This window comes from Niallia sp. CD-39, assembly GCF_059874745.1.
Genome location: NZ_JCBCPS010000007.1, coordinates 50,380 through 70,031, shown reverse-complemented (window position 1 = coordinate 70,031; position 19,652 = coordinate 50,380). Strand labels below are relative to the sequence as shown.

The 19,652-nt window shown below is 37.1% G+C and carries 18 protein-coding genes; 5 read left to right on the top strand and 13 right to left on the bottom strand.

The window, feature by feature from the left end; genetic code table 11:
• Positions 1 to 401 precede the first annotated feature (401 nt).
• On the bottom strand, positions 402 to 866 hold the full coding sequence (locus tag AC6F34_RS14595; protein WP_500773395.1) for a DUF441 domain-containing protein: 465 nt from the start codon (positions 864 to 866) through the stop codon (positions 402 to 404).
• Between the two features lie 165 nt (positions 867 to 1,031).
• On the opposite strand from AC6F34_RS14595, the gene ytvI reads away from it, so the two are divergent.
• Positions 1,032 to 2,138 (top strand): sporulation integral membrane protein YtvI, encoded by a 1,107-nt coding sequence (ytvI, locus tag AC6F34_RS14590; protein ID WP_500773393.1) that lies wholly within the window; start codon positions 1,032 to 1,034, stop codon positions 2,136 to 2,138.
• Positions 2,139 to 2,178: 40 nt separating this feature from the next.
• Here the strand turns inward: ytvI and AC6F34_RS14585 are convergent, their stop codons facing one another.
• The 8 genes from AC6F34_RS14585 to dnaE all read right to left on the bottom strand — a co-directional run bounded on the left by AC6F34_RS14585 (position 2,179) and on the right by dnaE (position 13,354).
• Positions 2,179 to 2,574 carry an FxsA family protein gene (locus tag AC6F34_RS14585; protein WP_500773391.1) on the bottom strand — a complete coding sequence of 132 codons (396 nt, stop codon included), beginning with the start codon at positions 2,572 to 2,574 and terminating at the stop codon, positions 2,179 to 2,181.
• Between the two features lie 130 nt (positions 2,575 to 2,704).
• Entirely contained in the window at positions 2,705 to 4,465 is a 1,761-nt protein-coding gene (pyk, locus tag AC6F34_RS14580; RefSeq protein WP_500773389.1) for a pyruvate kinase, read from the bottom strand.
• A 43-nt stretch (positions 4,466 to 4,508) separates the two neighbouring features.
• Positions 4,509 to 5,468, bottom strand: a complete 960-nt coding sequence (pfkA, locus tag AC6F34_RS14575; RefSeq protein ID WP_500773387.1) for a 6-phosphofructokinase — start codon at positions 5,466 to 5,468, stop codon at positions 4,509 to 4,511.
• Between the two features lie 287 nt (positions 5,469 to 5,755).
• Complete coding sequence (gene accA, locus AC6F34_RS14570; RefSeq protein WP_500773385.1) at positions 5,756 to 6,733, bottom strand: acetyl-CoA carboxylase carboxyl transferase subunit alpha; 978 nt, start codon at positions 6,731 to 6,733, stop codon at positions 5,756 to 5,758.
• Positions 6,730 to 7,596, bottom strand: a complete 867-nt coding sequence (accD, locus tag AC6F34_RS14565; RefSeq protein ID WP_500773383.1) for an acetyl-CoA carboxylase, carboxyltransferase subunit beta — start codon at positions 7,594 to 7,596, stop codon at positions 6,730 to 6,732. Before accD ends, accA begins: the two co-directional genes overlap by 4 nt.
• Before the next feature lie 392 nt (positions 7,597 to 7,988).
• On the bottom strand, positions 7,989 to 8,612 hold the full coding sequence (locus AC6F34_RS14560; RefSeq protein WP_500773381.1) for a FadR/GntR family transcriptional regulator: 624 nt from the start codon (positions 8,610 to 8,612) through the stop codon (positions 7,989 to 7,991).
• A gap of 9 nt (positions 8,613 to 8,621) precedes the next feature.
• A complete protein-coding gene (gene ystJ, locus AC6F34_RS14555) occupies positions 8,622 to 9,860 on the bottom strand; it encodes an NADP-dependent malic enzyme (RefSeq protein WP_500773379.1) in 1,239 nt (412 codons plus the stop codon).
• Positions 9,861 to 10,009: 149 nt separating this feature from the next.
• Positions 10,010 to 13,354, bottom strand: a complete 3,345-nt coding sequence (gene dnaE, locus AC6F34_RS14550) for a DNA polymerase III subunit alpha (RefSeq protein WP_500773377.1) — start codon at positions 13,352 to 13,354, stop codon at positions 10,010 to 10,012.
• Positions 13,355 to 13,559: 205 nt separating this feature from the next.
• Between dnaE and ytrH the strand changes: the two genes are divergently transcribed.
• Both ytrH and ytrI read left to right on the top strand, forming a co-directional pair.
• Positions 13,560 to 13,898 carry a sporulation membrane protein YtrH gene (ytrH, locus tag AC6F34_RS14545; protein ID WP_500773375.1) on the top strand — a complete coding sequence of 113 codons (339 nt, stop codon included), beginning with the start codon at positions 13,560 to 13,562 and terminating at the stop codon, positions 13,896 to 13,898.
• Positions 13,895 to 14,395 carry a sporulation membrane protein YtrI gene (gene ytrI, locus AC6F34_RS14540; protein WP_500773373.1) on the top strand — a complete coding sequence of 167 codons (501 nt, stop codon included), beginning with the start codon at positions 13,895 to 13,897 and terminating at the stop codon, positions 14,393 to 14,395. The genes ytrH and ytrI overlap by 4 nt, the downstream gene beginning before the upstream one ends.
• A gap of 65 nt (positions 14,396 to 14,460) precedes the next feature.
• Here the strand turns inward: ytrI and AC6F34_RS14535 are convergent, their stop codons facing one another.
• A complete protein-coding gene (locus tag AC6F34_RS14535; protein WP_500773371.1) occupies positions 14,461 to 15,393 on the bottom strand; it encodes a DHH family phosphoesterase in 933 nt (310 codons plus the stop codon).
• A gap of 111 nt (positions 15,394 to 15,504) precedes the next feature.
• On the opposite strand from AC6F34_RS14535, the gene AC6F34_RS14530 reads away from it, so the two are divergent.
• A complete protein-coding gene (locus AC6F34_RS14530) occupies positions 15,505 to 15,810 on the top strand; it encodes a YtpI family protein (protein ID WP_500773369.1) in 306 nt (101 codons plus the stop codon).
• A 66-nt stretch (positions 15,811 to 15,876) separates the two neighbouring features.
• Here the strand turns inward: AC6F34_RS14530 and AC6F34_RS14525 are convergent, their stop codons facing one another.
• From AC6F34_RS14525 to AC6F34_RS14515, 3 genes are all read right to left on the bottom strand, one after another.
• Positions 15,877 to 17,196, bottom strand: coding sequence for a DRTGG domain-containing protein (locus AC6F34_RS14525; protein WP_500773367.1), 1,320 nt, complete (start codon positions 17,194 to 17,196; stop codon positions 15,877 to 15,879).
• A 79-nt stretch (positions 17,197 to 17,275) separates the two neighbouring features.
• The gene (locus AC6F34_RS14520) at positions 17,276 to 17,518 is read right to left on the bottom strand and encodes a hypothetical protein (protein ID WP_500773365.1); all 243 of its coding nucleotides are present in this window, start codon (positions 17,516 to 17,518) and stop codon (positions 17,276 to 17,278) included.
• Between the two features lie 142 nt (positions 17,519 to 17,660).
• Positions 17,661 to 18,341 (bottom strand): metal-dependent hydrolase, encoded by a 681-nt coding sequence (locus AC6F34_RS14515; RefSeq protein ID WP_500773363.1) that lies wholly within the window; start codon positions 18,339 to 18,341, stop codon positions 17,661 to 17,663.
• A gap of 199 nt (positions 18,342 to 18,540) precedes the next feature.
• Between AC6F34_RS14515 and AC6F34_RS14510 the strand changes: the two genes are divergently transcribed.
• Positions 18,541 to 19,635, top strand: a complete 1,095-nt coding sequence (locus tag AC6F34_RS14510; protein WP_500773361.1) for a M24 family metallopeptidase — start codon at positions 18,541 to 18,543, stop codon at positions 19,633 to 19,635.
• Positions 19,636 to 19,652 lie beyond the last annotated feature (17 nt).

The following is a 19,652-nucleotide window of genomic DNA, read 5'->3' as shown; positions in this document are numbered from 1 at the left end:
ATCTTCTGATTATTTATAGGTAATTAAATACCTAAATGAAGTCGACTAAACAGTCGATCTACAGACCAAATCTACATCCTTAGGAAGGATTAAATTACAGTGAGCGTCTGTTCAGTATAGAACCAAGTGTACGAAAATTGGAATCATGAAATGTAGAAAGAACAGTACGAACCCATTCTAACAGTTAATAAGAAAATGCTTACATTTTATTAAAACTAGAATAATAAATACTATTTTAATAGAGGAAATAGTATTTACTATACCAAGTACACTTATAAGTCCTATTATAAACAATTATCTGACTTTTGTGAACGAAAAGCGTCGATTTTGTGAAAAATAATTATTTTTTAAGAAAAGCATTCTGCTCATTCTTGTTATTATATATTGACGATTATTCGACTCTATTTTACAAACAAATCCAAAACTTTCATTAATAAGTAAGCAATTCCTGCCCCGATAAGAGGACCCACTGCTACTCCTTTAAAAAGTGCAACGGCAATGATCGTTCCAATCACTAAAGCTGTTGTAATATGAGGATCACTAGAAAGGAGAACAAGTCCTCCCTTGGCAAGAAGAGCAACAGCAATACCTGACACAAGTGCAATCCATGCATACGGTGATTTAAGTGCATTCGTTAAATCTGAAAATCCAATTGCCCCTGTTGCAATAGGTGCTAATACTGCAATTGTAATAATCGTTACGCCCCAATTGATTCCCTTATCTTGAATAAGTGCAAACGCTTTTTGATCCAGTCCAATCATTTTCAAACATAATAAAACGATTACTGCCACAATTAATGAATTGTTCTTAGCAATCAAACTAATGATGAGTAGGATTGATAGAAAAAGATATGGTTGCCAAGCCATTATATACCCCTTTCTCGTTTGTTATTTTAACATAATGTACATTGTATTCTACAAAAAAGCACCCTTTTATGATGAACGAAGAAGGATTCTATTTATTAGTGTCGTATCTTTTAAAGACTAGTCATAAAACGAGTCTCTCCTTTTACTACTTTTGGAGGTGTGCAATTGAATACAATCTACTTAAATCGGTTAATCCGTGCACTAATTATTCTCTTATGTATGATAGGTGGTTTAATCGCTTTGTATTATATATCCAAAGTAACCTATCCATTTCTTATTGCATTAGCCATCGCTTTTCTCATTAATCCAATGGTAGACTTCTTCGAAAAAAAAGCGAAATTCCCACGGACTATCTCTGTACTTCTCTCTATTACTTTAATATTCGCCGTATTAGCAGGACTTATCATTCTCTTAATTGCTGAGATCATCTCAGGTGCTGATTATTTAGCAAAAGTTGTACCTGATCAGCTTAATACACTGATCAGTCATTTAGAACAATTTTTCGCTGGCCAAATTATCCCTATCTATAACCAGCTTACCAGTATGTTTGACAACCTTGAGAGCGGGCAACAAGATACGATCATGGCCAATATTGAAAACATAGGGAAAAATATTGGTGCAACTCTTGGTTCATTTATACAAGGTTTTTTTGAAAAGATACCGAACTTACTGTCTTGGTTTCCGAATGCTGCTACAGTGATTATCTTTTCCCTTCTGGCAACATTCTTTATTAGTAAAGATTGGCATAAAATCGTTGCTGTTGTAAGTACAAAGTTGCCTACTAAAGCCAAATCTAGCAGCCTTACGATTCTTACCGACTTAAAAAAAGCTTTATTTGGGTTCGTTAAAGCACAAGCAACACTCGTTTCATTTACAACGATGATCATCCTAGTTGGCTTACTCATTCTTAGAGTGGACTATGCGATAACAATCGCATTAGTAACAGGACTAGTAGACATTATCCCTTACTTAGGAACCGGGTTAGTCTTTGTTCCCTGGATTATATATGAGGTTATAGCAGGTGAAATGAGCCGCGCCATTGGTTTAGGTGTTCTTTACATCATCGTCCTCGTGCAGCGACAAATGGTAGAACCAAAAGTTCTATCCTCAAATATCGGTCTTGACCCTTTGGCGACTTTAATCTCATTATTCGTAGGGTTCAAGCTGCTAGGGTTTATTGGCTTGCTTGTCGGACCAGTTTTTCTAGTGCTTCTAACAACTCTGCATAAAGCGAATGTTTTCAATGACATTTGGTCATATATAATAAAATGAAAAACTGCACCTGTGTAGACTGGTACAGTTTTTCATTAAATTAGCGCTTCTGATTGATAATAATGATGTTTCCACGGTCTACTTTTCTTTTTAACATTTTATATAAATATGCTTTAAATAGGTTTCTTGTTTTTGGGAATAGTATCAACAACCCTACTAGATCTGTAATGAATCCAGGAATTAATAATAATAGGCCACCAACCAATATACTTAATCCATCGATTATTGTATCACCAGGCAGTTCTCCATGAGAAACCCGATCTTGGGTTTTACGCACATTAGCAAGCCCTTGGCTTTTCGCATAGTATGCACCTAAAATACTCGTTAAAATGATGAGCGTAAGTGTCATTCCAACACCTAATACATTGCCAACTAATAGCATTACAGCAATTTCTAGAATGGGGATAAGTAGAATTCCTAATAATATAAAACGCATCATGCCACCTCTACTTTTTTAACATCTATACAATATATTTTATCAAACTATTCATCAACTGAACAATTTTAACAAAAGAGAAACGGGAATGTAGATGACTAGATCTAACAATTCCCGTTTATGACGTTAATTAGAGTACACTTGCATGTCCGTTATAAATAATACCACGTTGAGAGTCTACTGTTACTTCTTGACCATCTTTTAGCAGAGTTGTTGCATGCTCAACTCCAACAATGACCGGGATTCCTACACTTAACCCGACGACAGCAGCATGGCTTGTTAGTCCACCCTCTTCAGTGATCAACGCACCACATTTTTCAATTGCTGGCATCATTTCTCGATCTGAGCCTATCGTAACTAAGATATCACCTTCGTTAACCTTCACCAATGCTTCATCGGCATTTTTAGCGACGACTACTTTCCCATATGCCGATTTTCTGCCAATTCCTTGTGCTCTTGCTAAAACATCTCCAATGACGTGAATTTTCATTAAGTTTGTTGTACCTGCCTCTCCTACTGGAACACCAGCAGTAATTACAACTAAATCACCCGATGAGACAATCCCCGATCTTAAACTTTCTTCAACTGCAATATCCAACATATCATCTGTTGTTTTCGCTTTTTGTCCTACTTGTGGGTAAACTCCCCAAGCTAACGCTAGTCGTCTTGAGACATAATCATTTGAAGTTACTGCTACAATTGGAGCTTTCGGACGATATTTTGAGATCATATGAGCAGTATGCCCACTCTCTGTCGGTGTAATAATGGCACTCACATTCAAGTTTAGCGCTGTATGTGCAACCGATTGACCAATTGCATTTGTAATATTTGAATCACTGTTTTTGCTTCGATTAGAAAGAATTTCTTTATAAGATAAGGCTGTTTCAGCACGAGATGCGATATTATGCATTGTTTGTACCGCTTCAACTGGGTATGAACCTGCTGCTGTTTCACCTGAAAGCATTATTGCATCTGTACCATCAAAGATTGCATTTGCAACATCACTCGCTTCTGCTCGCGTTGGGCGTGGGTTGCGTTGCATCGAATCTAACATTTGTGTTGCTGTAATAACAGGCTTACCAAAAACATTGCACTTCTTAATTAATTGCTTTTGAACGAGCGGCACTTCTTCTGCTGGAATCTCAACACCTAAATCTCCACGTGCAACCATTAAGCCGTCAGACACTTCTAAGATTTCATCTATATTATCGACGCCTTCTTCGTTTTCGATTTTAGGAATGATGTGTATATAGGAAGCATTGTTTTCTTCTAATAGTTGACGAATTTCTAATACGTCAGAAGCCCTTCTAACAAAAGAAGCAGCAATGAAATCGACTTGTTGCTCAATACCAAAAAGAATATCATTCGCATCTTTTTCAGTAATACCTGGAAGTTTAACTGATACCCCTGGTACGTTAACACCTTTTTTATTTTTTAATACGCCACTGTTTAAAATCTTTGTGTGTATTTCTTTAGCATCTTCATCAATACTTAAAACCTCAAGGCCGATCAAACCATCATCAAGCAGGATTTTCGAACCGATTGTAACATCCTGAACAAGTCCTTCATACGATACTGAAAACTTCTCACTTGTTCCTTCAACTTCATTCATTGAAACGATAATCTCATTTCCTACTGCTAATTCAATAGCCCCGTCCTTCATATTATGTGTACGGATTTCAGGACCTTTTGTATCTAGCAAGATCGCAACAGTCTTTCCAGTTTTTTGCGACGCCTCACGAATATTTTTAATTCTCTCACCATGTTCCTCAAAATTACCATGAGAAAAGTTTAATCTTGCCACATTCATGCCAGCTTCAATTAATTGTACTAACTTTTCTACACTTTCACTTGCTGGTCCAATTGTACATACTATTTTCGTTTTGCGCATCACTAGTTCCTCCAAATCATTGATGAATGACTAATTTAATTAATTAAATTGACAGTTCTTGTGAAAGTCGATATAGATCCGTATCGACCGAATGGGTATTTCGAAAAACATCTTCAAATACAGTATCTACTAATTTATTATTTTGCACCCCTACTGCTCGTCCACTTTTGCCTTCAAGCAGCAGTTCAACTGCTCTTGCTCCTAAACGACTTGCTAAGACACGATCAAATGCTGTCGGAGTTCCACCTCTTTGAATATGACCAAGAACAGAAACTCTTGTTTCGAAGCTTGTCGCTGCCTCCAGTTCTTTTGCAAACTCGACACCGCTCTTAACACCTTCAGCTACAATGATAATACTGTGTTTCTTTCCACGTTCATGACCTTTCTTCAATCGTAATGCAATATCGTTCATATCGTATTGAACCTCAGGGATTAAGATCGTTTCCGCTCCAGCTGCTAGACCGGTGCATAAGGCGATATCCCCTGCATCTCTTCCCATCACTTCAATGATAAATGTTCTCTCATGTGAAGAGGCCGTATCACGAATTTTATCAATTGCATCAATAACTGTGTTTAATGCTGTGTCAAACCCTATCGTATATTGCGTACCAGAGATATCATTATCAATCGTTCCAGGTACACCAATACAAGGAAACCCATGATTTGATAATGCTTGAGCGCCTCTATAAGAGCCGTCCCCACCAATGACAACAAGTCCATCAATTTCAAGTTTCTTTAAATGCTCAATTGCTTTTTTTTGGCCTTCTGCCGTCCTAAACTCTTCAGATCTTGCTGTATGTAACATCGTACCACCGCGATGAATAATATCTCCAACGGAGCCAAGTTCTAGCTTTTTAATGTTTCCATTAATTAATCCTGTATAGCCACTATAAATACCAAAAACGTCTAGTTCATGAAAGATTGCTTTACGTACGACTGCCCTAATCGCAGCATTCATACCTGGAGAATCTCCACCACTTGTAAGTACGCCTATTTTTTTCAATAAAACCACCTCTAGATTTTTTATTTTCCCGAAAAAGCGTTTATTTCATTCGAAATTTTACGATAATAATGAACGCAATGATGCGAAAGCAAGATGATTTCATAAATGTTTTAATAAGTTTAAAATAACATGAAGATAGGGCTATCTCAACTTTATTTCAGCCTCTAAAACAAAGACAGAATAGTCGGTTAAATGCAAGCGTTTTATGTCTATTATATTCATGTTTGTGTTATACCAATCGTGCAAAATACGTGAAAATAAGCGTGCTAAATAGCACGCTTGTCTGATTATTGGACACCAATGAAATCTTTGGCAACTGAGAACTTTCCGATCGTTTTGAACTTTTCATAGCGTTGCTCGATAAGTTGGTGATCTGTAAGTTTCGTTAATTCTCTTAAGGACTGATGAATCGCGTCGTTGATATGCATTGATTGCTCATAAACATTATGATGCGCTCCACCTTTCACCTCTTTGATAATTTCATCTACAATACCTAACTCTTTTAAGTCTGGTGCAGTAATTTTCATTGACTCAGCCGCTTTTTTTGCTAATGCAGCATCTTTCCATAGGATCGAAGCAGCACCTTCTGGAGAAATGACGGAGTATGTGGAATTCTCAAGCATATGAATATGGTTTCCAATTCCTAGTGCTAGTGCTCCACCACTACCCCCTTCTCCAATGACAATACAGACAACCGGAACTGTTAAGCTCGCCATTTCAAATAAATTGCGTGCTATTGCTTCACTTTGTCCTCTTTCCTCAGCAGCTTTACCTGGATAAGCTCCTTTTGTATCGATAAAGCAAATGATTGGACGATGAAACTTCTCAGCTTGTTTCATTAAACGCAATGCCTTTCTATACCCTTCAGGGTGTGGCATTCCAAAATTCCTTCGGATATTTTCTTTTGTATCTTTTCCACGCTGATGGCCAATAACAGTTACAGGTGTTCCATGAAATCTTGCAATCCCACCTACAATAGCTTCATCATCTCCATATAGACGGTCTCCATGACATTCAAAGAAATCGTCAAATACTTCCTGAATGTAGTCTAATGTTGTAGGTCTTTGCGGATGCCTTGCAATTTGCACACGATCCCAAGCACCGATGTTCTTATATACATCTTCTTCAAGCTTTGCTAATCTGCTTTCAAGCTTCTCTATCTCAGAAGTAAGATCAACATCTGCAGTTTTTGTGATTTGTGCTAATTCAGCAATTTTTGCTCTTAATTCAATAATTGGTTTTTCGAATTCTAGTTCACCGATCATGCGCTGTCACCTCCAACTTGATGGAGTGATAAAATGTTTGAAATTTTATCCTTCAATTCTAGGCGAGGAATCACTGCATCCAATTGGCCATGCTTTAATAAAAACTCAGCTGTTTGAAAGTCCTCTGGAAGTTCTTCTCTAATGGTTTGTTCAATTATTCTTCTCCCTGCAAACCCAATTAATGCACCAGGCTCAGCGAAATTATAATCACCTAAAGAAGCAAAACTAGCAGATACTCCACCAGTTGTTGGATGTGTCATAATTGAGATAAATAATCCACCATTATCGCTTAGACGCTTCAGTGCTACACTTGTTTTCGCCATTTGCATTAAGCTTAAAACACCCTCCTGCATACGTGCTCCCCCGGAAGCTGTAAAGATAATAAAAGGGATTGATTTTTCATCAGCAACCTCTACAATCCTTGTAATCTTTTCACCTACGACAGAACCCATACTTCCCATACGGAATGTAGAATCCATAATGGCGATCGCAACTTCTTGTCCATCAATACAACCAACACCCGTCACTACAGCCTCATTCATTTTCGTTTTTTGACGATCTTTCTCAAGCTTTTCTAAGTATCCAGGAAAGCCTAACGGATTTTCAGTTATCATGTTTGCATTCATCTCTTCGAATGAACCTTCATCTAAGAAGCTATAAATTCGTTCATTTGCATTCATTGGGTGGTGGTGAGAACAATGAAAGCAAACTTTTTTATTTTTTATTAACTCCTTTGTATACATGATTGTTTTGCAGTTTGGACATTTCGACATGATTCCTTCTGGCACATCGTGCTTGGCCATTTCCGATGGAATCGTCGCATATTTTTTCTTCTTAGATTTCGTAAAGATATCTTTTAGCAAGCTGGAACCTCCTCATATCTTTTGCTAGAATTAGCTAATCTTTACCTTTATATGCTCTAACTCTTTCCTTGTTGCCAAGGTATTCTACTCAATTTTACTGTCTAACTATTGCATGATTAATTTTCTAGAATATGTTGTATTTAGGTTATTTATATAGTCTAGACAATTGGCAGTTGAGATTAAACATTTTTTGATGATCGTTATCTACAGAAAAAAACTTCCATTATACGCATCATTTACGATATCAAAATACATTATTCGGTATAAATCCCAAATATAAAGAGGTGGTCTGACCACTGAGATATAAGGAAAGGCCTAAGTGTTAAGGCTTATTCAGTACTATTTTAATATCATATAAGATTCTCAAAAAAAAGATTGCTGAACTTTGTCAATTACCTTTCGACATTTTCCCTTAAATGTCCATATACCTTCTCGATTTGTGAAACATTCTTGCAATGAAGCGAATCTATGAGCTGCAAGTAAGCTACTTTCGATATAGATGGCTTTAGTATCGTTAATGAATTGTAATAATCCATTAATATTTTCCACATTCTATAAAATAGATGATTATCTGCTAATTTAGCGATTTTATAAAAAAATTCCTCATCTGTAAATGGTTCATTTGACACCCATTCTCGTAAATACTTTAATTGCATCTCGTTTCCTTTTTCACTAACAAGGCGCAAACAATCCAACTCAATTAAATATTTGGTTTCTTGGATATCGCTTTTTGCCTTTTCATCCTGAAGGATAAATGTACTTAATAGTTGAACGAGCTGATGACCTTTAAAATCTCGAATAAAAGTTCCTTCTCCTCTTCGCGTTTCAATTAAGCCTAATAGTTCCAACGCGCGAAAGGCCTCGCGAACAGAAGAGCGTCCAACATTTAGACGCTCAGAAAGTTCACGCTCTGAAGGTAATTTATCGCCTGGTCGTAATCCATCTTGATCAATCATACTACGTAATTGTTTAACAACCTCGATATATATTTTTGAGCTTGATTGAAATGAATTCACGCTTCATAATCACTCACTTTTGCCAATAATCGCCAAAGATTCTGTACGCTTACGCACTTCTTCAGGGTCTACTTTTATACGCGCCACACCTGTTTCCATCGCTGATTTTGCGACAGCAGCTGCGACAGCAGGAGCTACACGCGGGTCGAATGGACCTGGGATTACATAATCTACATTTAATTCTTCGTCGCTAATTAAATCTGCAATTGCATTTACAGCAGCAACTTTCATTTTTTCGTTAATATGTGTTGCACGTACATCTAGTGCCCCGCGGAAAATACCAGGGAAAGCCAAGACGTTATTTACTTGGTTTGGAAAATCAGAGCGTCCTGTACCAATAACGTGTGCACCGGCTTCTTTTGCTTCATCTGGCATAATTTCTGGAACTGGGTTAGCCATTGCAAAGATAACCGGCTTTTCATTCATCGTTTGAACCATTTCCTTAGTTAAAGACCCAGCAGCAGATACACCGATAAATACATCTGCATCTTTAATCACGTCTGCTAGTTGTCCTTCTTGTTTATTACGGTTCGTAAACTTAGCGACTTCATTCTTAATCGCATTCATCCCTGCTTCACGACCTTCGTAAATCGCCCCTTTTGTATCACACATTACGATATCACGAACACCATAGCTATATAATAATTTTATAATGGCAATTCCCGCAGCACCTGCTCCGTTAGCAACCACTTTAATTTCGTTCATTTTTTTATTTGATAATTTCAATGCATTCACTAAACCAGCTACTGTAACGATCGCTGTCCCATGTTGATCATCATGGAAAATTGGAATATTCGTTTCCTTTTTCAGACGCTCTTCAATATAGAAACAGTTTGGTGCTGCAATATCTTCTAAATTAACTCCACCGAATGTAGGTTCTAATAACTTTACAGTTTCAACAATTTTATCGATATCTGTAGTATTCAAGCAAATAGGAAAAGCGTCAACACCTGCAAAACTCTTAAACAGAACTGCCTTACCTTCCATAACTGGCAATGCTGCCTCCGGTCCAATATTCCCCAAACCTAATACTGCAGTTCCATCGGATACCACTGCAACCATATTGCCTTTCATCGTATATTCATAAACTGTTTCAGGCTTGTCATAGATTTCCTTACAAGGCTCTGCAACCCCAGGCGAATACGCTAGACTTAAATCCTTCGCATCTTTCACCTGCACTTTAGATTTTGATTCTAACTTTCCTTTATGCACCCTATGCATGTTTAAAGCTTCTTCTCTCAATGACAAATCTTCCACCCCTTAATTCTTGCTCTTCTATTGGATTTACTTAAGTCTGTCTAAGGAGCCAAATACCTTATGATCTCCTGCTAGATTAAGTGGTCTGACCAATTTTATATAATCAAATATAACATATTTTCAAATCATGTAAAGTACTGCTACTTTAAAACGACATTACCATCTCCTAATAACCGCTTCATCTCTATCAAGAATGCATCGCTTATTTCAACGAAGTCTTCTTCTCCCAGTTTCATTGTCTTTCTCGTCTTTTCGAAGTACAATACAACCTTCACATGGCCAGTATACGTTTGAAGAGTAGCTTTTAAATTCCTTAAATGCTCTGGCTTATCAAACGCTTCTTCAATTCTTAAATAGAGTGTTTTCTCTTTCCTCATGGCTGCTTCTACATAGTCTTTCACCTCAATAATTGATTGAAGAATCATTTGTGACTTTCCATTTCTTATTTCTATACTTCCTGTAAAAAAGCTAATATTCCCGTGCTTTAGTTTTTTTGCAAACCGATTAAAGGTTTCTGGAAAGGCAACAGCTTCTATTTCACCTGTCTCATCCGCCAAGGTGAGAAACGCCATTGGATCTCCCTTCTTCGTACGAATGGACCTCATATCATTTATACATGCAAGAACCGCTACACCTTTCACCTTATTAGGAAGCCGATCAATTGTTTCGGCATTTACAATCTTTCTCTCAGTTTCATATTTTGAAAGTGGATGATCCGTTAAGTACAACCCAAGTACTTGTTTTTCATTTGTTAACTTATAATCAACATCCATTGCGTCGACTTCAACGTATTTCGGTTTTGGAAAAAACTCTCCATCTGCAAACATATCCCCTTGATCATCTAGAGGATTAACTAATTGAACATGCTCCAATGCTGGGTCAATGCTTGCGAGCAAAACAGCACGATCTTTACCAAATTCGTCAAAGCTTCCTGAGTAGATCAACGCTTCCAATACTTTTCGATTGATTCCTTTAGGAGTTAACCTTATACAGAAATCAAACAGGTCTTGGAACTTATTTTGTTTACGTGCATGGCTCATTTCCTTAATATGATTCATGCCAATTCCTTTAATAGCAGCTAAACTATAGCGAATTGATTCATTCTCAACCGCAAAAACATAACTACTTTTATTAATGGATGGAGGAAGAATCTTTATATTCATATGCTTAAGCTCACGAATGTATTGTGCTATTTTCTCTTCATTACCAATTGCAGATGTTAACAATGCACTCATGAAGTAAAGTGGATAATGCACTTTTAAATACGCAAGTTGATAGGCAATCATACTATATGCAACCGCATGACTTCGATTGAATCCATAATTAGCAAATTTCACAATTAAATCATACGTCATATTGGCCGTTTCCTCACTATAACCATTCTTTATTGCTCCATGAACAAAATGGCGTCTTTCTTCGTCCAGCACATGCTTTTGCTTCTTACTTACCGCACGTCTTAATAAATCTGCTTCTCCCAATGAAAATCCAGCCATGACAGACGCAATTTGCATAATCTGTTCTTGATAAACAATTACACCATACGTTTTTTGCAGAATAGGTTCTAAATCTGGATGTGGGTAGGCAACTTTTTCTATTCCATGTTTCCTTGCTGTAAATGTAGGGATATTCTCCATTGGACCTGGGCGATAAAGAGCATTTACAGCAACAATATCTTCAAAATGAGTTGGTTTTAACCTTTGCAGTACACTGCGCATTCCACTTGACTCTAATTGAAATACCCCAGTCGTCTGCCCCTTTCCTAATAGTTCAAAGACTAATTCATCATCCAATCCGATTGTCTTCATATTTATTCGAACACCAGTCTTCTTCTCAATAGACTGAATGATACGATCCATAAGCGTTAAGTTCCTTAATCCAAGAAAATCCATTTTTAACAATCCAACATCTTCTAGATACTCCATTGAAAACTGAGTTAAATAAACGTCATCGTGACCTGTTTGAATAGGAACAGTTTGGATTAATGGTTCTTCACTAATAATGATACCTGCAGCATGTGTCGAGGTATGCCTAGGCAACCCTTCAATGCGAAGTGCTGTCTGAAAGATTCTTTCATTAATTGGTGATTGATTGACGATTTTACGCAAAGGTTCTGATGTTGAATAGGCATCCTTTAGCGTTACCCCCAATCGACTAGGGATGGACCTTGAAAACTCATCCAGTTGTTTACTGCTCAATTCAAACACTCTGCCGACATCTCGAATGGCCGCTTTTGCTGCAAATGTACCAAAGGTAATGATTTGAGCTACATGCAAATGACCATATTTTTTTGCTACGTACTGAATCACTTCATCTCGCTTGTAATCAGGAAAATCAATATCGATATCAGGCATGGAAACTCGTTCTGGATTTAAAAAGCGTTCAAATAGTAGTTCATGTTCAATAGGGTCAACATCCGTTATTTCTAACACATACGCAACAAGGGAACCTGCTGCAGAACCACGCCCAGGTCCAATAAGCATCCCTTGATCTTTTGCATATTTTATAAAATCTGCTACGATTAAAAAGTAATCAGCAAAGCCCATTTTTTGAATAATATCGAGTTCAAAATACAAACGTTCCTGATAGTTTTTCCCTACTTTTTCAATCCGTTTTCTTAAGCCTTTCTCGCATAGATCTGCTAATAAATGATTAGCATTCTCTCCATATTGCATTGGAAACCGAGGTAGTTTTTGCTGTCCAAGAGGAATCGTCACCTCGCATTCAGCCTCAATAAGCATTGTATTTTCCAATGCTTCTGGATAATCACTAAAAACCTCTATCATCTCATTAGTTGTCTTAAATTCAGCTTCCTGCTTCCCTTCCTCTATTTCATCAGAAGTAATCTTTTCTCCCTTATCAATCGCTTGTAGACACCGATGAGCAAATGCATCCTCTTTATGTAAATAATGAATTGGATTCGTTGCCACATAAGGCACATCAAGTTCCTGCGCTAACTGAATCATTCTTTTCAAAAAATGCGGTTCTTCCTTTATATACTTAGGTTGAACTGCAAGATAGAAGTTATGACCAAATACTCCTTTATATTGAAGAGCAGCTTCACAGGCCTCTTTATAACATTCATTTAGTAACAACTGCTCTATTTTTCCTGTTAACCCAGATGAAATCGCAATCAAACCATCCGCATATGCCTTTAACCACCTAAATGGAATAGAGTCCACATCATTTGTTTTCACTGCGCTTGAAATTTTCAACAGATTCTTATAGCCAGTTTCATTCTTAGCCAATAATACGATTGTATTTAAATCATCTTCTTCTTTTACATGCACTGTAAGCCCTAATAAAGGTTTAATTCCTTGTTTTATGCATTGTTTATAAAAAGCTAAAGAACCGTACATAACATTATAATCGGTTAAGGCCATCGCTCGAAATTGATTCTTCTTTGCAAAGGACACAAGCTCTTCTATTTTAATCGTGCTTTGTAATAAGCTATAAGAACTATAAACTTGTAAGTGTACAAAAGACATTTTCTTCACACCTTTATCCCTTCTCTAATCCATATTATAGGCTTGATTTTGCAAAAAGGAAAATAGCTTGTCCGAATCTAAAAGCCTTTACAATATTCTATTCTTACTTATCTTTTAAAAAATCGATTTCTCTCGTTATAAATGGAGCTAGTTGTCCATAAAATGTACAAACGAACTGATTATGAATGAAATGATGGTGACTTAATTGGAAAACCAACCTTTTTTTACAACATTAATAGAAAGTTATTTTATTGCACTTGGTGTGCTCCTAGGTGGGGCATTTATTGGGGCACTGGCTGCATTTCTAACAGGAAAACCACCTTTAACAGAGCTATATAAAATATCAAATGCTATACGAATATGGGCAATTATTGCAGCCATTGGAGGTACATTCGATACGGTTTATAGTCTCGAACGAGGTGTTTTTGATGGCCAAACGAAAGATTTATTTAAGCAGTGTTTAATCATCGTATCTGCCTTTGGAGGAGCTCAAACTGGCGCATTGCTCATTTCTTGGCTTACACAGGAGCATATCTCATCATGAGAATCCCTCCACTGTATCGAAGACCGGCTTGGCAACGTTTTTTAGCTGGAATGGCCATCGGTGGTTGCCTTAGCTGGGTGATCTTTCTTTATATTTTCGGAGAATGGCAGGAGCGCTATAGCATCCAAATTGAAAAACAGCGTGAAGAATTGATTGATCTGCAAAAGGATAAGAAGATTTGGCAAGATGAGTTTGAACAATTAAATAAAGAGAATCAAGAGCGTTTAACTTTAAAAGAAATTAAGATTCGAATTCGAAATGGGGATAAATACAAACTTGACTCCTATAGTGTTTTTGAAGCAGAAGAATCCTTGCAGGAAGATATTAAAATGATGGTCGCTAAAGATATTGAAACAGTATATAAAAGCTCTGATCTTATCGAGCGAACAATCGAAAATCGGATATTAGATATAAATGGAAAAGAATATCAAGCAGAAATTATAAAAATGATTATCTACACTACTTTATCAATTGATGTGAATATTCATTTAGAGTAGAAAAGCAAGCGGAGATTACTTTTTTTAGAAGAAAGGAAAATCGTGATGATTTTCCTTTCCTTCATTTACTTACATGCTTTTTCTAAATCTGCAATGACAGAGTCCATTTCGTCCCAAGAATAAATGGATGCACCTGCAGCTAATGGATGACCACCACCATTGTATTTAGCAGCCACTGTATTGATTACTGGTCCTTTCGAACGTAGTCTTACACGAATTTGATCGTCTTCTTCAATAAAGAACACCCATGCTTTAATTCCAGCTACATTTCCTAATTCACTTACAAGTAAGGATGCTTCGGACGGCTTAGCTTCATATGTAGCCAGCAATTCCTTTTCTAGCTTCACAACGCCTACCCCACTAGGTAAAAATGAGAAATTTTGAAGAACATACCCATTCAATTTAACAATATTCATTGGCAGTTCGTACATTCTATCAAATAATTCTTTCCGTGAAAAATGATAATGGATAAGTTCGCCCGCATAGGAAAACGTTTTTTCAGTTGAGCTAGGGTATAAAAACCGACCTGTATCACCGACAATCCCAGCAAATAATAGCCTTGCCCCTTCATCATTTAAGACGAAGCCTTCATCCTTCCCAGCTAAATACAATTCATAGATCATCTCGCTCGTTGAACTTGCGTCCGTATCAACCCACATCACCTCTCCATAAGGATCGACATTTGGGTGATGGTCAATTTTTATGACCTTTTCTCCAAGCTTGTAACGCTGATCACAAATACGTTCCGTGTTTGCTGTATCTGTGACAATGACCAATGCACCATCAAAAACTTGATCTTCAATCACATCTAACTCTCTTAAGTATCGTAGGGACGGCTCCTCAAGTCCAACTGTATATACCATTTTATTAGGGTATGTAGCCTTGATCATCTCTGCTAATCCACCTTGAGAACCATATGCATCTGGATCTGGTCGTACATGTCGATGGATAATAATCGTTTCATATTCTTGTATAGCTTTAATAATTTCTGTTTTCATTTTAGTCACTTCCCTTTTGATTGTTCTCAGTCGATTACTAGATTCGGTAGCAATTTATGAGGGATATATGTAAAATAAAGAATGGAGATCGTTAAATATGGAGGTTGTAACATGCCAGTATTAGTTGTCCTTATTATTGTATCCCTTTCAATGTATGTATTCTATAAAATTCGTTCATTTATGGCAAAGGGAATCGCAGAAAAGTATTGGGTATCAGCAAAAGCAAGAATTGCCCTCGGATTATTTGTCGGACTATTCGGAGTGAATCAGTTGTTTTTAGATCCTTCACTTCTCGTATATATTATTGCTGCTATCTTCATCTTAATTGGTGTATTCAGCATCTATATCGGCGTTAAATCTTATAAGTATCATCACCCATATGCTATTGAAGAAGCTGAGGCATTAAAAAACAATTAGAACATAGTATAATGAAAGGAAACCGTCACCAATTTTTCAGCGTGACGGTTTCTTTATTCAACGCGCTTAATGTCTGTCAATTAGCTGACACATCATCATTGCTTTACCTACTAATACACCTTCATTAAATACTTCAACATCCACTTTACCAAATTTACGACCAACCTCTAATACCTTAGGAAAGATATCAAGCATGCTGTCGATTTGTACGGGCTTAATAAAGTAGATCGTCATATTCTCAACGACTAAATCTCCTTTTTTATATCCTCTTAATACTCGATTTGCAGCTTCAGATACGATCGTAGTAAAGACTCCGTAAGAAATAGTGCCTAAATGATTTGTCATTTGTGGGGTTACTTCACAACGATATATATCATCACTCTTAACTTTTCCACGAGTCATCACAAGTTGACTCGTCACGATATCATCAATCGTTTCACCTACTTGCGGTTGACGCTGTATCATTTGTAAAGCTTTTAAAACATCTTGGCGGCTGATGATCCCTAGCAACTTATTATGATCATCCACAACTGGCAATAGCTCAATTCCTTCCCAAACCATCATATGTGAGGAAGATGCCACACTAGTTTTCCCACCAACAACCATTGGATTTTTCGTCATAACCTTTTCAATTTGGGTTTCCTTCGCATGACCCATAATGTCCTTGGAAGTCACCATTCCATGAACCTTCATGTTTTCATCAACGACCGGAAAACGACTATGCAAGGTTTCTTTATTATAGTAAAGCCAATCGTCTATTGTATCGGTTGTTTTTAGGTAAATCGTTTCATCAAAAGGTGTGAGGATATCCTCTACTAGAATAATTTCTTTTTTAATTAACTGATCATATATCGCACGGTTAATCATCGTTGCTACAGTGAATGTATCATAACTACTTGAAATAATCGGCAATTCTAATTCATCCGCAATTTTCTTCACATCATCATCCGTGTCAAATCCACCTGTAATTAAAACAGCAGCTCCAGCTTTTAATGCTAACTCATGCGCATTTGTACGGTTTCCGACAATCAATAAGTTTCCAGCACCTGTATAGCGCATCATTGCTTCTAGCTTCATCGCGCCAATGACAAACTTATTTAACGTTTTGTGAAGACCTGCTCTACCACCTAACACTTGGCCATCTACGATATTAACAACTTCAGCAAATGTAAGCTTCTCAAAATTTTCTTTTTTCTTCCGCTCAATTCTAATTGTCCCTACTCTTTCAATCGTGGAAACATAGCCTTTGTTTTCAGCTTCTTTAATTGCACGATAGGCTGTACCTTCACTCACTGACAACGCTTTGGCAATCTGTCTAACCGAAATCTTCTCCCCAACTGGAAGACCATCTATATATTGTAAGATTTGTTCATGCTTTGTAGCCAATCCTTCACCCTCTTATCACTTTCGTCCTACTTTCTATTATAAGGTGAAAGTTCTGTACATTCAATTCATCCTAAAACGCTTATTGATATAATCGCATTCTTTTCTTCTTAGATAAAACTCTTTTAGTAGCCAATTGTGCGCCTTCTTTAGGAAGAAAAAGAATAGCAGATAAATTACCAGAGATGACGAATAAAGCAAACACAATCCAAATGATTGAAAACCATCCTTGAAGTCCACCAGCTAATATATGAAACTTTGGTACAGCGAAATATAGTAAAAACATACTTGCGATAAAGCAAAAAAACAGCCTTTTTCTTTTCAAATTGTCCACACTCCCCATTCTAGTCCTTACTAAAATGTATGCAGACAAGCTCAATTCATGACGTTGTAATTAAGAAAAGCCCAAAGTGAGTATTTTCTCTATAAGAGAAGACTCAACACATTCGTCGAGTCCTCTTCAATCATTACAATTCTATCGTATCACCGACATTTAATAACAGACCGGTGTTTGGTTGCAAACGTTCAATGAATTGTTTAGGGTCTTGCTTAATAGGTGGGAATGTATTGTAATGAATTGGTACAACTTTTTTGGCATTTAATAATTCGGCAGCATAGGCAGCATCTTCTGGCCCCATTGTGTAGTTGTCACCTATAGGTAAAAAGGCAAGATCAATGGGGTGTCTTTCTCCAATTAATTTCATATCGGAGAATAACCCTGTATCTCCTGCATGATATATTGTCTTTCCATCAATCGTTAATAGCACACCGGCAGGCATGCCTAGATAGACCATCTCATTTTTCTCATTTAATAAGCCTGTGCCGTGAAAGGCCTGAGTTAGCTTTACTTTACCAAAGTCAAATTCGTATGCTCCACCAATACTCATTCCATGAACGTTTAACTCTTGTAAGCTTAAGTACTCCGCAAGCTCAAAGTTCCCGATCACAAGGGAGCCATATTTTTTTGCTAATGGGATCGTATCCCCGAGATGATCGGCATGACCATGCGTCACAATGATAACATCAGGCTTAACGTCATCTGCTTTTAAATCTGTTAGTTCATTCCCTGTTAAAAATGGGTCAAAGAGAATTGTTTTTCCATTCGCTTCAACCTTCACTACTGCATGTCCGTGAAAAGATACTTTCATCGTACTCTCCCCTTTCATCTTCCATTATTTCTTCAACAAATCATTTAAAATCCCTCTACATTTTCACTTATTTTTTTGTTCCCACTACATTGCAATGTAAACATCTAAATATCTGTCTCTCTTAAACATTTCAAGTAGACTTTTTAGCATTTCCTTGCTAACCTCATATTAATAGTGACTAAAGGGGGAAATACATATAATGAACCAGAAACTCCAAGAATTATCCAGTTGGATGAAACAGAAAGACATTCAAGTATCATTTTTAACCTCTTCTGACAATGTATTTTACTTAAGTGGATTCCATAGCAATCCACATGAACGCTTACTTGCACTTGCTATTTTTCAAAACGAAGAGCCATTCCTTGTCTGTCCTGCAATGGAAATTAATGATGCTCGAAGCGCTGGCTGGGCATATGAAATCATCGGATATAGCGATATTCAGAATCCATGGGAAATGATTCAGAAGGCAATTACTAAACGCGTAGACAAAGTAGGACATGTTGCAGTTGAAAAAGAACATATGAATGTTGAACGCTATGAACAAATGCAGTCAATCTTCAATGCTACGTTTGTATCTGCAGAAGAAAAGCTTCGCAAACTTCGCATGATCAAGAACAAAGAAGAGCTATCCTTTATTAGAGAAGCATGTGCACTTGCTGATTTTGCGATTGAAACAGGTTGTGCAGAGATTAGTGAAGGAAAAACTGAGCTAGAAGTTCTTGCCGCTATTGAATTCGAGTTAAAGAAAAAAGGCATTAATGAAATGTCCTTTTCTACAATGGTGTTATCTGGTAAAAATGGTGCATCTCCTCATGGAACTCCAGGAATGTCAAAAATCCAAAAAGGTGATCTTGTTTTATTCGATCTTGGGGTAGTTTGGAAAGGGTATTGTTCTGACATTACTAGAACCGTTGCCTATGGAGAAATCAATGAAAAGCAAAGGGAAATATATGACACAGTACTACAGGCACAGCTTGCTTCAGTAGCTGCTTGTAAACCTGGTGTCACAGCAGCAGAGGTTGATTTAACCGCTAGAAACATCATCGCAAATGCTGGATTTGGAGAATTCTTTCCACATCGCTTAGGACATGGTTTGGGAATAAGTGTTCACGAGTATCCTTCACTAACAGAAACAAACACATTACAGCTTGAAGAAGGAATGGTCTTCACAATTGAACCAGGTATTTATGTTCCAAATGTCGCTGGTGTTCGAATTGAAGATGACCTCCTCATTACTAAAGATGGGGTCGAAGCATTAACTAAATTCCCGAAAGAGCTACAAACAATTCGGTAAAGTATCCAAGTTTTTTG

Bases quoted from the DNA above. Each gene is read 5' to 3' on its own strand.
- AC6F34_RS14595 (WP_500773395.1), bottom strand. From the start codon at position 866: ATGGCTTGGCAACCATATCTTTTTCTATCAATCCTACTCATCATTAGT.
- AC6F34_RS14585 (WP_500773391.1), bottom strand. From the start codon at position 2,574: ATGCGTTTTATATTATTAGGAATTCTACTTATCCCCATTCTAGAAATT.
- pyk (WP_500773389.1), bottom strand. From the start codon at position 4,465: ATGCGCAAAACGAAAATAGTATGTACAATTGGACCAGCAAGTGAAAGT.
- accA (WP_500773385.1), bottom strand. From the start codon at position 6,733: ATGATCGGTGAACTAGAATTCGAAAAACCAATTATTGAATTAAGAGCA.
- dnaE (WP_500773377.1), bottom strand. From the start codon at position 13,354: ATGTCTTTTGTACACTTACAAGTTTATAGTTCTTATAGCTTATTACAA.
- ytrI (WP_500773373.1), top strand. From the start codon at position 13,895: ATGAGAATCCCTCCACTGTATCGAAGACCGGCTTGGCAACGTTTTTTA.
- AC6F34_RS14535 (WP_500773371.1), bottom strand. From the start codon at position 15,393: ATGAAAACAGAAATTATTAAAGCTATACAAGAATATGAAACGATTATT.
- AC6F34_RS14530 (WP_500773369.1), top strand. From the start codon at position 15,505: ATGCCAGTATTAGTTGTCCTTATTATTGTATCCCTTTCAATGTATGTA.
- AC6F34_RS14515 (WP_500773363.1), bottom strand. From the start codon at position 18,341: ATGAAAGTATCTTTTCACGGACATGCAGTAGTGAAGGTTGAAGCGAAT.
- AC6F34_RS14510 (WP_500773361.1), top strand. From the start codon at position 18,541: ATGAACCAGAAACTCCAAGAATTATCCAGTTGGATGAAACAGAAAGAC.